The sequence below is a fragment of the Rhizobacter sp. genome (assembly GCF_046595475.1).
Classification (GTDB): domain Bacteria; phylum Pseudomonadota; class Gammaproteobacteria; order Burkholderiales; family Burkholderiaceae_C; genus Rhizobacter.
The window spans coordinates 187,739-202,578 of the sequence record NZ_JBKJOQ010000093.1 but is presented as its reverse complement, the minus strand read 5'-3'; the positions used below and the strand labels follow the sequence as shown (position 1 = coordinate 202,578).

At 65.6% G+C, this 14,840-nt stretch carries 15 protein-coding genes; 11 read left to right on the top strand and 4 right to left on the bottom strand.

Annotated elements, in window-relative coordinates; all coding sequences use genetic code 11:
- Positions 1–4 precede the first annotated feature (4 nt).
- The 9 genes from AC30QB_RS17525 to fliP are packed head-to-tail and all read left to right on the top strand — an operon-like array spanning position 5 to position 6,418.
- Positions 5–1,333, top strand: a complete 1,329-nt coding sequence (locus AC30QB_RS17525) for a FliI/YscN family ATPase (protein ID WP_489547537.1) — start codon at positions 5–7, stop codon at positions 1,331–1,333.
- A 7-nt stretch (positions 1,334–1,340) separates the two neighbouring features.
- Complete coding sequence (locus tag AC30QB_RS17520; RefSeq protein ID WP_489547536.1) at positions 1,341–1,769, top strand: hypothetical protein; 429 nt, start codon at positions 1,341–1,343, stop codon at positions 1,767–1,769.
- Positions 1,766–2,473 (top strand): hypothetical protein, encoded by a 708-nt coding sequence (locus tag AC30QB_RS17515; RefSeq protein WP_489547535.1) that lies wholly within the window; start codon positions 1,766–1,768, stop codon positions 2,471–2,473. Before AC30QB_RS17520 ends, AC30QB_RS17515 begins: the two co-directional genes overlap by 4 nt.
- A gap of 52 nt (positions 2,474–2,525) precedes the next feature.
- Complete coding sequence (locus tag AC30QB_RS17510; RefSeq protein WP_489547534.1) at positions 2,526–2,945, top strand: flagellar hook capping FlgD N-terminal domain-containing protein; 420 nt, start codon at positions 2,526–2,528, stop codon at positions 2,943–2,945.
- A 10-nt stretch (positions 2,946–2,955) separates the two neighbouring features.
- Entirely contained in the window at positions 2,956–4,161 is a 1,206-nt protein-coding gene (locus AC30QB_RS17505) for a flagellar hook-basal body complex protein (RefSeq protein WP_489547533.1), read from the top strand.
- The gene (locus AC30QB_RS17500; protein ID WP_489547532.1) at positions 4,158–4,964 is read left to right on the top strand and encodes a FliM/FliN family flagellar motor switch protein; all 807 of its coding nucleotides are present in this window, start codon (positions 4,158–4,160) and stop codon (positions 4,962–4,964) included. The genes AC30QB_RS17505 and AC30QB_RS17500 overlap by 4 nt, the downstream gene beginning before the upstream one ends.
- Positions 4,965–4,974: 10 nt before the next feature.
- Positions 4,975–5,331 carry a FliM/FliN family flagellar motor switch protein gene (locus AC30QB_RS17495; protein WP_489547531.1) on the top strand — a complete coding sequence of 119 codons (357 nt, stop codon included), beginning with the start codon at positions 4,975–4,977 and terminating at the stop codon, positions 5,329–5,331.
- Positions 5,331–5,666, top strand: coding sequence for a hypothetical protein (locus AC30QB_RS17490; RefSeq protein WP_489547530.1), 336 nt, complete (start codon positions 5,331–5,333; stop codon positions 5,664–5,666). Before AC30QB_RS17495 ends, AC30QB_RS17490 begins: the two co-directional genes overlap by 1 nt.
- Positions 5,663–6,418 (top strand): flagellar type III secretion system pore protein FliP, encoded by a 756-nt coding sequence (gene fliP, locus AC30QB_RS17485; protein WP_489547529.1) that lies wholly within the window; start codon positions 5,663–5,665, stop codon positions 6,416–6,418. Before AC30QB_RS17490 ends, fliP begins: the two co-directional genes overlap by 4 nt.
- Positions 6,419–6,524: 106 nt before the next feature.
- On the opposite strand, the gene AC30QB_RS17480 is transcribed toward fliP, so the two are convergent.
- The 3 genes from AC30QB_RS17480 to AC30QB_RS17470 all read right to left on the bottom strand — a co-directional run bounded on the left by AC30QB_RS17480 (position 6,525) and on the right by AC30QB_RS17470 (position 11,943).
- Complete coding sequence (locus AC30QB_RS17480; protein WP_489547528.1) at positions 6,525–8,816, bottom strand: hypothetical protein; 2,292 nt, start codon at positions 8,814–8,816, stop codon at positions 6,525–6,527.
- A gap of 71 nt (positions 8,817–8,887) precedes the next feature.
- On the bottom strand, positions 8,888–10,243 hold the full coding sequence (locus AC30QB_RS17475; RefSeq protein ID WP_489547527.1) for an HlyD family type I secretion periplasmic adaptor subunit: 1,356 nt from the start codon (positions 10,241–10,243) through the stop codon (positions 8,888–8,890).
- A complete protein-coding gene (locus tag AC30QB_RS17470; RefSeq protein ID WP_489547526.1) occupies positions 10,240–11,943 on the bottom strand; it encodes a type I secretion system permease/ATPase in 1,704 nt (567 codons plus the stop codon). The genes AC30QB_RS17475 and AC30QB_RS17470 overlap by 4 nt, the downstream gene beginning before the upstream one ends.
- 286 nt (positions 11,944–12,229) lie before the next feature.
- On the opposite strand from AC30QB_RS17470, the gene AC30QB_RS17465 reads away from it, so the two are divergent.
- Together AC30QB_RS17465 and AC30QB_RS17460 are read left to right on the top strand one after the other, a co-directional pair.
- Positions 12,230–13,411 (top strand): tetratricopeptide repeat protein, encoded by a 1,182-nt coding sequence (locus AC30QB_RS17465; protein WP_489547525.1) that lies wholly within the window; start codon positions 12,230–12,232, stop codon positions 13,409–13,411.
- 48 nt (positions 13,412–13,459) lie between these two features.
- Positions 13,460–13,927: a hypothetical protein gene (locus AC30QB_RS17460; RefSeq protein ID WP_489547524.1), complete on the top strand. Its 468-nt coding sequence runs from the start codon at positions 13,460–13,462 to the stop codon at positions 13,925–13,927.
- A 141-nt stretch (positions 13,928–14,068) separates the two neighbouring features.
- Here the strand turns inward: AC30QB_RS17460 and AC30QB_RS17455 are convergent, their stop codons facing one another.
- A complete protein-coding gene (locus AC30QB_RS17455) occupies positions 14,069–14,515 on the bottom strand; it encodes a GFA family protein (protein WP_489547523.1) in 447 nt (148 codons plus the stop codon).
- Positions 14,516–14,840 lie beyond the last annotated feature (325 nt).

The window sequence follows — 14,840 nt, the reverse complement described above, 5'->3', positions numbered from 1 at the left end:
CACCATGCACGCACTCGCCCGCAGCGTTGCCGCCAGTGAACTCGTCGCCCGTACCGGGCATGTGGTGGCGGTGCGCGGGCACATCGTCGAATCGCACGGCCCCACGGCTCAGGTCGGCGAGCGATGTCGCATCGAAACGGCAGCTCCTGGCGAAGCCATCGAAGCCGAGGTGGTGGGTTTCAACAAGGGCATCACGGTGTTGATGCCCCTGGCTGGAACCGAAGGCATTTCGCTGGGCGAGCGCATCGTGGCGTTAGGCCAGTTGCCCGATGTGCCGGTAGGCGAGGCGCTGTTGGGCCGCATCGTCGACGCGTTCGGGCGGCCAGTCGATGACCGCGGCCCCTTGCACGCCGAGCAGCGCCGCAGTCTGCGCGCCGAGCCGCTGCGGGCCATGGGCCGCAAGCGCGTCGACACGGCGCTTGAAACCGGCGTCAAGGTCCTCGACTCGATGCTCACTCTGGCCCGAGGGCAGCGCATCGGCCTGTTCTCTGGCAGTGGTGTGGGCAAGAGCTCTCTGATGGGCATGCTGGCGCGCGGTACCAAGGCCAGCGTGAACGTCATCGCGCTGATCGGCGAGCGCTCGCGCGAGGTGCGCGAGTTCGTTGAGGACCAGTTGGGTGACGAGGGGCTGCAACGCTCCGTCGTGGTGGTGGCCACGGCCGCGGAGTCGGCCGTGGTGCGCATCAAGGCGGCCTACGCAGCCACCACGATTGCCGAATACTTTCGCGATCAGGGCCACGACGTGCTGCTGATGATGGACTCGCTCACGCGCTTCGCGATGGCGCGCCGCGAAATCGGCCTGGCGGTGGGCGAGCCCCCCACAGCGCGCGGGTACACGCCGTCGGTGTTCTCCGAGTTGCCACGGCTGTGCGAGCGCAGCGGCCCAGGCACCGGAGTGGGCTCGATCACCGGGGTGTACACGGTGCTGGTCGATGGGGATGACCTGAACGAACCCGTGTCCGACACCTTGCGCGGAACGCTAGACGGCCACATCGTGCTCTCGCGCGACATCGCCAACGAGGGCCGGTATCCGGCTGTGGATGTGCTGCACAGTGTGAGCCGCTTGCACAACGCCATTGGCCAGCCCGACGACCTGACGGCGGCGCGCAAGCTGCTGGCGTGCTGCGCCTTGTACGAGCGCAACCGGCAGTTGGTGGAGATCGGTGCCTACAAGCCGGGGGTCAGCCCCGCACTGGACCGCGCGGTGCAGCTGATGCCGCGCGTGCGGGCCTTCTTCGCGCAGCAAACGGGGCTCAGCATCGGCCGCGCCGACGCGCTCGCGCAGCTGAGAAGCCTCGCCGCCGCACTGGGGGCCGACAGTGAATTCCAGTGAGCGCACCTTGAAGGCCTTGCACACACTGGTGCAGTTCGAGCTGGTCCAGGCGGGGGGCGAAGTGGCGCAGGCGGCAACATTGTGTGCCGGTGCCCAGCGTCAGACGGACGCGTGCACGCAACGCTACGGCGCTGCCGTGCAGGAGATGCGCGCCGTGCAGGGGCGCGCGGCGATCAACCCGGCCCTGGTCACCGCGGTGCACCGCCTGCTGGGCGCGCAACAGCAGGCCCTGCGTGACTCGCAGACCAGGCTGCGCGAGCTGAGCGAGCGCGAACAGCAGGCGCGCGCCACGCTGGCCGAGGTGCGCAACCGCGATCGTTCGGTGGAACGGGCATTGAAGTCTGCGCGCAGCGACCAGCAACTCAGCTTGCAGGCAAGGCAGTCGGCGCTGGCCGACGACATGTGGTTGCAGCAGCAATGGAGAGACGCGCAATGACCGCACCCTCGCCTGTTTTCGGCATGTCGGTTTCGCCATCAAGCGAGCGCGGCAACACGCAGTTGTCACTCGGTTCGGAGCGCGGCGACGAGCTGTACGCGCTCTGGAAAAACGTGTTCGACCGCTCCCATGCCGTGCAGCGCAGCGCACAGCCCATACGAGCAGGGACGGCAGCAGAGCGCGATGCCAGCCGGCTCGCTGCCGCGGCGCTGCCCGCGGTTCCAGGCGCTGTCGCGTCATCGAGCGCCGCGGTGGAAGCGGCGCCTCACACGCAGGCGGGTGGCTTGGCTGACGCGGCGAGGCTCGCACCTCAGGCTTTGCTCGTGCCTGCGAGCAGCGAACGTGGCCACGACGCAGCGGCTGCGACGGCTCTGCCTACTGCAGCGGTATGGGTGAATCGCGAAGTGGCCCCCGAAAGCCCGAACGAGCGTGGCCGGGTCGACGCCGTTCAAATCGCTGCGCCGCCGGCGCACGACGCCGCCGGTGATTCCGTCAGCGTGCATGTGCAAGGCACCGCTGTCTCGATCGTGGTCCGCGACGCGGCCTTGTCCGAGCAGGAGGCCTTGCGCCTGGGCTTCGAGACGGCGCGCCGCCTCACCGGCCAGCGTGCGTCGCTCGCTCAGCTCACCTTGAACGGCCACGTGGCCTACCAGCAGCCGGGCCCTTCAGACGAGATCGGCTCGGCGCTGGTGTTCACCTGCTAGACACCCGCCCAGACCAGCACACCTCCAATCCCTCTCACCACGAAAGATCCTCATGGCCACATCACCCATCAGCCCGACGAGCAGCCTGGCGTCGAACGCAGCCGCCAGCCTGAAGCTGGATGATCTGTTGAAGGTCATGCTGACCGAGCTCACGCACCAGAACCCTTTCAAGCCGGTCGAGAACAAGGACTTCATGGCGCAGATCGCGCAGTTCGGCTCGCTGGACGCCGCGCAGCGGCTGAACTCGAACATCGAGCAGATGCTTGCCTTGCAGGCGATCACGCAATCGGTGGGGCTGGTCGGCAAGTCGGTTTCGGCGGTCGTCGACAACGCGACGATCACCGGCACGGTGTCGAGACTGACGCTGGCCAACGGGGTACCGCGCCTCACCATCACCGCGACGGACGGACGGGTGTTCCCCAATGTCGCGATCGGCCAGCTCACCACCGTGACCAACCCGGCCCAGCCTTGAGGAGCGCACCATGATCAATTCGATCTTCATCGCCATGTCGGGCATGCTCGGCCACGAGCGCGGGCTGACCGTCATCAGCAACAACGTCTCCAACATCAACACGCCTGGGTTTCGCGGCTCGACCGTCAGTTTCAGAGACGTGTTCATCGGCGGCGGCCAAACCGGCTCGCACAACCGCCAGCGCTCGGATCAGGGCAACTTCGGTGGCGCGGGCGTGAACGCCTCGCGCACCTCGCTCGACCTGCGGGCCGGTGACTCGCAGCAGACCGACCGCGGCCTCGACCTGATGCTGCAGGGGCAAGGCTACTTCGTGCTGCAAGACGAGGCTGGCAACGTGCGCTACACGCGCAACGGCAGTTTCACCCTCAAGGACGGCGTGCTGATGGCTGAGCGGGAGACGTTCAAGGTCATGACCCGCAATGCGGCGGGCGAGTTGATTCCGATGAGCATCAAAGACCTGGAGTTCAGCCAGCCCCGCGCGACTCACGAGATCCGCTTCAGCGGGGTCATCGACGCGAGCACGGGCAACACCGAGGAGATCATCGACCCCGTCAATGTGCTGGACTCCTTGGGCAACTCGCACGCGCTGCGCGTGGTGCTGACCCGCGACACGACAGAACCGCCCACGACACCTGGCGCCGAGGTCACCTGGGCGGTGGCGGTGTCCGAGGGCACCCAGCAACTCGCGACGGGCAGCCTGCCGTTCTCACCGGACCATCGGGTGATCCCGGGCAGGTCCCCATTGGGGCTGACCCTGGCGCTGAAGGACGCAGGTGCCGCCGACATCGCGTTCAACTTCGACGACGTGCAGAGTCTCGCGCTGCCGGGCAACGTGTCGGCGAGCCCGGACGGCTTTGGCCCGGGCACCGTGACGGCGTCGACCTTCGATGCCACGGGCCAGCTGAAGATCACTTACAGCAACGGGCAGACCGCCGTCGGCCCCAGGCTCGTGCTGGCAGAGATACGCGACGAAGCCAACATCGTGGCGGTGGGCAGCTCGCTGCTGGCCTATGAAGGCGCCCAGCAGGTTGTGCTTCGCGAAGCGGGCGACGACCTGAAGGTACAAGGCGGCACGCTCGAGCGCTCCAACGTCAACCTCACGACCGAGTTCAGCGAACTCATCCTGATGCAACGCGGCTACCAGGCCTCGTCGCAAGTCGTGAGCACGGCCAACGACATGCTGCAAGAGCTGCTGCAGATGAAGGGCGGCCGATGAGCGAATCGGTACGCTCGCTCCACCTACCGGGAGCGCAAGCGTTGGGCGCGCTGCGCGACTGTGTGCAGGCGGCACTTGACGCCTGGGCGCACGAATGGGTGAGCGCGCCGTGGCGGGATGCGCCAGAGGCCACCAAGGTGCAGGCCCGCGCGGCGTGCGAAGGCCAGCAACCGTTGCGACATGAGTTCGACGCTGTCTGCACCGAGGCCGGCTGCCTCTGGGTGCGCTGCAGCACCGAAGACCGTCTCCACTTCGGCCAGGCCGTCATGGGTGCCGGCTTGATGCCGGGCGGCAGCTTCGCAGACGACTGGGTAGCAGGCGCTGTGGACCGCGCCTGGGAGGCGCGCGATCGAGCTTTGTGCGCCGCGCTGTTTGGCACCACCGGATCAAGCGACGCGCCGTTGATGGCGCAGACACCCCCGGCTGAGTTGTTCGCCTTTGGCTCCGGCGCAGTGGAGTTCTCATGCTGGGGCACCGGCCTGCAAGTGATTGCCGAGAGCGCGGTGTGGCGCACGGTGCCGCCGATCGCGCAAAGGGCCGCACCACCCTTGCCCGAAATCACGCCGCTCACCCGCGCCATGCACCAGGCCACAACCCGGCTCGAAGTGATGCTCGGCAGCGTCGAGCTCGACCTGCCTCGGCTGATGGACCTGCGCTGCGGCGACGTGCTGCGCCTGCCGCAACGCCTGTACCAACCCGTCACGCTGCTGTGCGAAGGCCAAGCGCTGGCGCATGCCCTGCTGGGCGAGCTGCATGGGCGCAAGGCTGTGCAAACAGTCGCCCCTCTTCATGACAAGCAATGAGAACCACCCCATGACCCCAATTGCCAACGAGATCGAACTCGAACCCCTGACGGAAGACATGCTGGACGGCAAGGCCGTGCTGAGCTCGGTGCTGCCGTTTCTCGGTGCAGTGAAGGTGCGTGTCAGCGTGCGTGTGGGCGCGGCACAAACCAGCGTGGCCGAGCTGCTGGCAATGAAGCAAGGCGCCGTGCTCGCACTCGACCGGCTCGTGGATCAGCCGCTGGACGTGCTGGTGAACGAGCATGTGGTCGCGCGGGGCATGCTGGTGGCCGTTGGTGAACACTTCGGCGTGCGCATCACCGAAACCGCGACGGCCGAGCTGGCCGCTGCGCAGGGCCAGCCGACGCCTGGAAAAGAAGCCCCCTGATGGACACCTTGTGGCGCATGGCCTGGGCTTTACCCCTGGTGTTGGGCATCGGCTTCTTGGCAGCGCTGGTGCTCAAGCGCTTTGGCGCAAGCGCCTCGCCCCCTGCGCCCGAAGCGTGGCGGATCAGGCTGCACGAGTCGCTGTCGCTCTCCAATGACACCCGCGTGCATGTGATCGAGGTCGATCGCCAAGCCTACATGCTGGTCGAGTCTTCCTTGCAGGCCACTCTGCAAGCGGTGTCTGCGGCGCCTGCGAAGGTTGTGGAAGCACCCCCGATGTCATCGCGCGCAAGCCCGGCCTGGGTGCAGCGCCTGGTCGCGGGCGGCCGGCGATGAAGCGCCTGGCGTGCGCCGGCGCCGCCATCGCGCTGATCGCCTTGCCGGGTGTGGCATGGGCTGCGGGCGATGCGGGCCTGGGGGTTGCAGCGGGCATCTTCGATCTCAACAAGGTGCAGCAAAACCAGCTGACGCCTTACGTGCGCATGCTGGTCGGCCTGTCACTGCTGAGCTTTGTGCCGGCGGCCTTGATCGCCATGACCTCGTTCACACGAATCATCGTGACCCTCTCGTTCGTGCGCCATGCTTTGGGCATGCCTGAGACGCCACCCAACGCGGTGCTGCTCACGCTGGCGCTGTTCCTGACTTTCTTCACCATGGCGCCCACCCTGGAGCAGAGCCACCAGAACGGCATCGCGCCGTATCTGGACGGCAAGATCAGCACCGCGCAAGCGTTCGAGCGCGGTCTTGCGCCGTTGAAGGCCTTCATGAGCGCACACGTGCGCGAAGAAGACCTGCGCGCCGTGAGCGAGATGGCTCACCTGGTGCCCGCCGAGAAGCAGGCCGACACGCCGCTGCGCGTGCTGGTGCCGTCGTTCATGCTGTCGGAGCTGCGCGCGGCGTTCGTGGCCGGGTTCATCATCTTCCTGCCCTTCTTGCTGATCGACTTGATCGTCGCAGCCATCCTGATGGCGCTGGGCATGATGATGGTGCCGCCGGTGTCGATCTCACTGCCACTGAAGGTGCTGCTCTTCGTGCTGATTGACGGCTGGTCGCTGCTGCTGCGTGCGGTGGCCGGGGTCTATGCGTGACGCCGGAAGACACCCCGAATCGCGTTCAGATCGAAACCAGGAGTTCCTTCAGACGCATGGCTGCTTGGTGGCGGTCGCCGCCAAGCAGGGACGCCCAACCGCAGGGCTAGGCGATCAGGGCATCGGCGATGCCACCTGCGGCATGGCTCTCGTGGCCAAGCCCTCCAAACAGGAGATCGTGGTCAGCGCCTGCTGTCAGCGAGCTGGCGGCATCGAAAAACAAGGCAGGGGCGCCACCGTGAATCGCGCTCGTGTCGACTGCATCGCCGACGCCCAAGCCCGAAATGTGGATCTGGTCGAACGAATCGAAGTTCTGGATCACGATCTGTGTCGGCAGCCCATCGACGACGAGCGCCCCGTTTTGCATCGACAGCTTGATGAGGTCCCGACCACTGGTGCCATCGATGACGATGATGTCGGTGACGCCATCGCTGCCTCCGGTAGCCGACAGGCCCAGGTTGATGTTCAAGCGCGACAGCTCGGTGCCGGTCATGTCATGAATGGTGATCGTGTCGTTGCCACCCAAGGCTGCCAGATCGATTTGCTCGACCTTGTCCAGCGTCATCAGGACAGCAGCGATGTTGCGCGTCAGGCTGACCTGCCCACCGAGGGCCGAGATGTCGAAGGCCTCGGATGCATTCGAGCCGTTGAAGACGAGCGCATCCAGGCCAGCTCCGCCGTTGACAATGTCGCTGCCATCGCCCGGATTCCAAACGAAGCTGTCGTTGCCTGCGCCTAGGTTGGCCCCATCGTCACCACGGCCCCCGATGACGACATCATTGCCTGCGCCACCGAAGATGATGTCGTTGCCGTCGCCGCCTTCGAGCAGCAGCGAGAGGTTGCGCGAGGCCGTCGCCGAGGCGTCGATCACGTCGTCACCGCCACCTGCGGCGATGTGAACGGTGTCGAGCCCGGCATCGCCGCCGTGGACAAAGATCGTCGACCCGGTACCGGTGATAGTGACGTTGCCGCTGCCGTTCTTGACGACGATGTTGTCGTTGAAGGTTGACCCGACGATGTGAACGGTGTCGGCCTCGTGGTCCGCAACACCGGTGGATGCGAGGCTCAGGTCGGCGATGAGGGTGGTGACGCCACGGCCGGTCATGTCAGCGATGACCACCTGGTCGCTTCCGGCCCCGGTAGCAAGGCGGATGGTCTCGACGCCGGTCATGTCGAGTGACGCGCCATCCGCAGTGTTGGAGAGCACCACGCCGTTGCCGCTCGCATTGACCGTGATGGCATCGGCGCCACTCGTTCCAGCGAAGCGAACCGTGTCGTCGCCCGTGCCACCGATGATGTGCAACCGGATCGACCCTGCCGCCATTGCGGTGGCGTCGAAGCTGTCGTTGCCGGCGCCGCCGAAGAGGGTCAGGGCGTCGAACGAGTCGGCGTGCGTCAGCGAGACCGAGGCCGCCGCTCCGCTCACGTTGAGCGCGCCGGCATTACCGGTGACGATGAACTTATCGTTGCCGGCGCTTCCGTCAACTTCGACGGTGTCGGCCACAGCGTCCGAAACCCCCAGGCCGAGATCGATGTGAACCTCTTTGATGCCGCTGCCGCTCAGGTCATGAACGTTCACCAGGTCGTTGCCGCCGAGCGTCGAAAGATCGATGCGTTCGATTTTCTGGAGGTCCATGGCGACGCCGCCGACATTGCGCGTCAGTTGGGCTCGAGTGGCGACGGTCGAGATGTCGAAGATCTCTGAAGCGTTCGAGCCGTTGAAGACCAGTGTGTCCAGCCCGGCTGCGCCATCGACGAAGTCGCTGCCATCGCCGGGGTTCCAGATGAAGCGGTCGTTGCCGTCGCCCAGAAATACCACATCGTCGCCCCGCCCACCAGTGACCACGTCGTTGCCGTTGCCACCGAGCAAGAAGTCGTCGCCGTCACCGCCGATGATGGTGTCGTTGCCATCGCCACCGTCGATCGTCAGGTTGGTGAGCGCAGCCAAACCGTTGGTGGCGACGATCACGTCGTCGCCACCCTTGCCAAAGATCAGGACGTCCTCGACGCCGATGGCGTCAAGAACGAAGGCCGATGCGCCGTCGCCGCGGACGATCACATGACCGTTGACCGCCGTGACCAAGATGGTGTCGACCGCATCGCTGCCCGTCACCTCGATGCGGTCGGTTCCCATGCCGCCATTGATCGTGTCGTTGCCATCGCCCGACTTCCAGGTGAAGACGTCATTGCCCTCCTCACCAAACAGAGAATCGTTCCCGGTACCGCCGATGATGACGTCGTCGCCGAAGTCGGCAAAGATCAGGTCGTTGCCGGCACCGCCGTTGAGAATGTCGTTGCCGACCGTGCCGAAGATCAGGTCATCACCATTGCCGCCAGTGATCGTCTTGTCGACGGTGGCATTGAGAAAGTCGGGGCTAGAGAAGTTGGTACCGGACATGAAGGCTCCTGAGGGGTAGTGGTAGAGCGTAAAGAGGGAGGCAGAAATGCAGGGCAGGCTGTGTGCGAGGCTCAGCCCGGTTCACGCAGGGCTCGAAACCAGAACATGCGCAGCGGCTTGCCCAGGTACTCGAGCAGCGTGCGCGAGCCGGTGGTCACAAAGACCTCGGCGGGCATGCCAGCCTGAAGGCGCATCGCGCTCGGGTGACCGCGAAGAGCTGCGGCGTCGACCTCGACGGTGACCTCAAACCAGCTCTTGCCGCTCGCGGGTTCGCTGACGCGATCTGCTGAGACGAAGCTCACTCGGGCGGGCAGCAAGGGTGCATTGCGGGCGTCGGCAGACGTGAGGCGCACGTCTGCCAGGCCGCCGACGGCAACATGCTCGATGTCCTGCGGCTCGATGCGTGCGTCCACCACCAACTTCTCGTGCTGCGGAACGATGTCGAGAAGGGGTTCACGCGGGGCGACGATCGCACCCGGCGCTGCGACGCGCAGCGACATCACCGTGCCGTCGACGGGTGCCCTCACCGTCAATCGATCAGCCTGGTCTCTGGAGGGTCGCAAGCGTTGGTCGAGTTCGCGCACGCGGGCCGCGGCATCCTTGAGCTCATCGTTGGCCTGGCTTTGGTAGGTCAGGCGCAATTGCGCCTCACGCGATTGCAACTCGGCCACGTGCTGGCGCGCCAGTGCCAGCTCGCTGCGCACCTGCTCGGCCCGCGCCTTGTAGTCGGCAGCCACGCGTTGCAGGCCGATCATTCGGGTGCGGTTGATGAACCCCTGGCTCACCAGTGCCTCGTTGATCGACAGCTCTTCTTCAGACAAGGTGCCAGAAGCGCGCGTCGCTTCAGCCTGAGCCTGCAACGCAAGAGCCTGCGCCTGCGCTTGCTGCGACTGCACTTGCAATAGGGCGACCTGCTGGTCAAGCGCCTGCTTGCGCGTCGCGAAGAGCACGCTCTCACGGGCGATGCTGGGAGCGGCAGCGGCATCGCTGCTCAACACAGGCGGTGCTTCGAAGTGCGCTTCAAACCGGCTTTCAGCCCCGACGCGCGCGGCCCTCGCGCTCGCGGCGTACCACTGATCCTGAAGCAGGCTCAATTCGGCGTCCTGCCGCAGGTCGCGGATGATGATGAGCGGGTCTCCGGCATGCACCGCCTGGCCATCACGCACCAGCACCTCACGGACCGTGCCTCCTTCCTGGTGCTGAACCGTCTTGCGCTTGTATTCGACGCGCAGCTGGGCCGGGGCCACAACTGCACCGGCCAGAGGCGCAAGCGCCGACCAGGCCGCCAACACGGCCAGCGCGCCGACCACCGTCAACGCCAGCGAGCGCGCCTGGCGCCGCAAGTCACTCTTGTGCGAGGGACTTGCACTGGCGTCGCGCAGCAGGCCAAGCAAGGCGCCCGAGCGGGCGATGGGCGTCGTCGTCATGCCGCCGCCTGTTTGCCCTGCTTGCCCAAAGCAGGCACCGCATGAAGGGCGCTCGCTCGCAGCTGGGCCAGCATCGGCCCGGCGGGGGCGATGGCCAGTAACGCACCGGCCTGCATGACCGCGATGCGATCGAGCTGAGACATCAGGCCTGCTCGGTGCCCGATGACCACGACCGTCGTGCCGTTGGCCTTCAAGGCGCGCAGGGCTGCCGCCAGCGCGGCCTCGCCCTCGGCGTCCAGGTGCGCGTAGGGCTCGTCGAGCACGACAACTTTCGGCGCGCCGTAGAGCGCGCGGGCCAGCGCAATGCGTTGGCGCTGGCCGCCGGACAGGCCCAGCCCGCCCTCGCCGACCAAGGTGCCGTAGCCGTCGCGCAGGCGCAGGATCATGTCGTGCGCCTGGGCGAGCTGCGCGGCCTGAACGACCGCTTCGTCATTGACCGGACCTAGCCGGGCGATGTTTTGCGCCACCGAGCCGTCCAGCAGCGACACGTCTTGCGGCAAGTAGCCCAGGTGCGCACCAAGCTCGCTGCGATCCCAGTGGTGAAGCTCTGCATCGTCGAGCCGCACGCTGCCGCTCTGGGGGTGCCAGATGCCGACAAGCAGCCTTGCGAGCGTCGTCTTGCCCGAGCCGCTCGGGCCGACGATGCCGAGGCTTTCGCCGGGCTCGATCTTGAGCGACACGCCCTTGACGAGTGCCTTGCGGGTGAGCTCATGCACGAACACGACCTGGTCCAGCGCCAACCTGCCCGTTGGCGCAGGCAGGCGCATCCGGGTCTCGGCGGCAGCCAAGGCATCGGGCTTGCACAGGCGTTGCCAGGCACCGCGTGCGTCGACCAGTTGTTTCCAGCCCGAGATCAGTTGCTCAACGGGCTGCAGCGCACGCCCCAGCAACAAGGTCGCTGCGACCATGATGCCCGGCGAAGCGCCTGAGCCGATCACCAGCCACGCGCCAAAGCCCAGCACGGCGATCTGCACACCTTGGCGCGTGGCACGGGCCAACGCGGCAAGGCGCGCCGACATCGCAGAGAGTCGCCCTTGCTCGCCGAGCAATTGGGCATGACGCTTGCGCCAGGTGGCCACGGCATTCGCCGTCATGCCCAGGCCGAGCAGCGTTTCAGCATCACGGACCAAGGATTCGGCCAACCGACCGACGTCACGCGATTGCCGCAGTACCGTCTCCGTCGTGGTACGCGTGATGCGATCGGTGACGACGGCGAGCAAAGCGAGAGCACCGCCGCCGAGCGCTGCAATGAGGGCAAGCAGGGGGTGCATCAAGCCGATCACGAGCAGGTAGACAGGCAGCCAGGGCGCGTCGAACAGTGCGCGCACGCCACTGCCATCGAGAAAGCGCTGCAGCTGCGCGACGTCGCGCAGGCGGTCGGCATCGGCGCGGCGCCCGCCCAACGCCGCCTGGCGCAAGGCCTGCTCGAGGGCGGCAGGCGACAGCGCTTCGTGCAAGCTGCGGCCGGCCGCTGCCAGCGCGCGTGCGCGGGCGACGTCCATGGCATAGCCGAACGCCAGCGCGGCCATCGTCAAGGCACTCAAGGTCAGCAGCGTCTCGACGCTGCGGCTGGAGAAGACGCGGTCGAATACCTGCAGCGTGTAGAGCGAAGGCACGAGCATCGCCAGGTTCAGAAGCAAACTCGCGACGGCCGCGAGGGCAACCTGGTTTCGCAGCAAGGGGGCGAAGAGCCAACGCATCAGCTGCTTTCGGCAGGGCGTGAAGGGGCGGTGAAGTCGCGGGTCATGGCAAGGAACGTCTGGGCAGGTGTCGTCCCCTAGCAGATCGCAATTGAAGCGAGCGAACCGCCACGGCTTGACAGCAATTCACCCTGACAGCGTGCCTATCAGATCCGGCACAGGTCGGCACATGACCAGATTTATCTGTTGCAAACGATAATATTTTTGAGTGGCTGGCCCCTTTGCGTTCGTGAATTCGATTCTCTAGTTCAAGCGGTCATTGATTGACCGATCTCAAAAGAAGTCAATGTCAATCTCCCACCCCTCCAGCGCCCGGCTCGACCGTCTGTTGAGCTACATCGAGCGCAATGCCGGCAACCTGTTGCTTCGCAAAGATGCCATTCAAGAGGCCATGGCCAGCGGGCTGTGGGACATGGCGCGAACGCTCATTGACGCCGGCCTGCAGATGTGCGCCGACGATGCAGAACTGCTGGCGCATTCGGCTCTGGCCCACCTGAAGGCCCAGCACTACGCCAACGCCGAATTTGCCTTGCTGGCTGCGCTGGCGGTGGCACCCGACGTGGCAGACCTTCACTACAACCTCGCCTTCGCTCACTTCATGCTGAAGCGTTACGACGACGCTCTCGAGCGCTTGATGCGGCCCGGGCTGGTGCAGGCGCTGCCACTGGCGCTGACCTTGCGCGCGCGCTGCCACTTTCACCTGCAGCGCCCGCTGGCGGCCATCGCCGATTGCAAGGAGCGTTTGAGCGTACCGCCCGATGACGCCGAAACACGCGGGCTGGTGGCGCTCTTGTTGTATGAGCAGAGGCAAACCGACGATGCGATGGAAAACGTGACCGCGGCCCTGAGGCTCGCCCCCAGGCAGTTGGAAGCCATGCTCACGCTCGCATTGCTGCAGGCAGACGCGCAAGACCACGACGCCGCGCGCAGCTCGTTCGAGAGCTTGCTGCAGGCCCACCCGCAATGCGGGCGGGGCTGGCTCGGCTTGGCACTTGTGAAACTGAGCCTCATGGAGATCGAGGCGGCCCGCGCCGACATTGAACTCGCAGCGACCTACATGCCCGATCACATCGGCACCTGGCACACACTCGCGTGGATACAGATCATGCAAGGCGATGTGGCGGGCGCGGGCAGGTCATTCGAGCAAGCCCTGGGGCTGGACCGCAACTTCGGCGAGACGCACGGCGGCGTGGCCGTGATCGCGGCGCTGCAGGGCCGCGAGGTCGAGGCGGGGGCCAGCATCCGGCGCGCACAGCGCTTGAACCCGCAAGGCCTCTCGTCGCAGTACGCCGAGATGCTGCTGCTCAAACGCCATGGCGAAAACGACGCCGCGCAAGCCGTGTTCGATGCCTTCCTGGCGAGCACGGTGCCGGGTGCCGGCATTCAATACCGCGACCTGGTCGCAACCCACATGAAATCGCTGGCCATGCGTGCAGCAGATCGACCCAACGGGGCCACGCTGCACTGATCTGCCCACGGCCGCGCAGGCCGGTTGCCCTGGCGAAGGAAACAGACCATGTACACACTCTCTCGACATCTGCTTTTGGTCATTGCCTTGCAGTGCCTCGCCGGCTGTGCAGCCATGATCTCGAGAACGGGGACCGATGAATCCGAACTCATCCACGCCGGCGTGACAAAGGCGCAACTGAGCGAACGCCTCGGGCCGCCGCTCCGATCAGCAGACGTTTCGCCTCCTATGCGAGCTGCGGAGCTCGGGGAGAGCGACCACCAAGTGATCTACTTGAACCGATTCGATCCGGCGGTATCCGCGGCGGTCTTCAAGTTCACTGGAAGATTGGGAAAGGATTCTCGCGCTGTTCAGGCGAGCTTCGATAGCTTCATGACGCTCGGGCTGGCTGAGATCTACCTGATTCCCAAGGCATTGTGGGAACGTGTCACGGACGAACACCTTCAACTGACCGTTTGGTTCGATACCGAGGGGCGCGCGGTGGCCTACAAATGGGCAGAGGCTCCAACGCACTGACGCCCATTCAAGGTCATGTCTCTCAACAAGCACTCACAGGGTGATTGATCAGTCGCGCCAACTGAGCACGGACTGAAGTGGAGCGGCGCGCCGGGCCGCACGTCGCTCCGAACGAGTGACTGCTCGCGAGAAGAAGGCCGCCTACTCCGGCACGCTGTCGCCCGAGCCGCCCATTTCTTTCGGCAGGTCCTTCAACTTCGGCAAGCCGTCGTGAACTCGCAGCGTCGCCTCCCGGTAGTTGACATGCACGCCGGCCTGGAAGGGGAACTCCGGGATGACGCCGGCATAGACGTCGGTGAGGCCCCAGCCCGGATGCTCGGTGAAGACGTGGCCACCACACGCTGAGCACCATTTGCGAAGGCTGTTCGGCGTCTTGCTGTAGCCGGCAATTCGGTCGGCACCCTGAGTGACCTGCACCGTGTCGGATTTCCAGAGCGAGAACGCATTGATGGGTGCTGCCGCCCAGCTTCGACACGAGTCGCAATGGCAATAGCCCATGGCCGCGGGTTCGCCGCTGACGGTCAGTTGTACCGTGCCGCAGAAGCAGCTCCCTTTGTAGGATTTGAGTGTGTGGTCGGTGGACGCCATGTTGCGAGTTCCTTTCGGTTGGCAAGGGTGATGTGCAGGTCGACAAAACAAACCGTTGGGCGACGCTTGCATTTCACAGATCGCAAAAGGTGCTGAATTCCAGTCACGCGCGCATTTTTCTGACGGCTGACTCGTTGGGCGATCAGCTTGCTGGGCGGTTCTTGCTTTGTGGCCACCAGCCTGCGCCCCGGCAGGCGCGACGCCAATTCGAAGGAGGCAAATTCAGGGGGAATCGACCGAACGACGAGCAGCCTCCCATGGTCGGCATCCCGCACTGCTGGACCACAACTTCGTCTTGGTGAGCACTGTGCCGGTACCGACATTC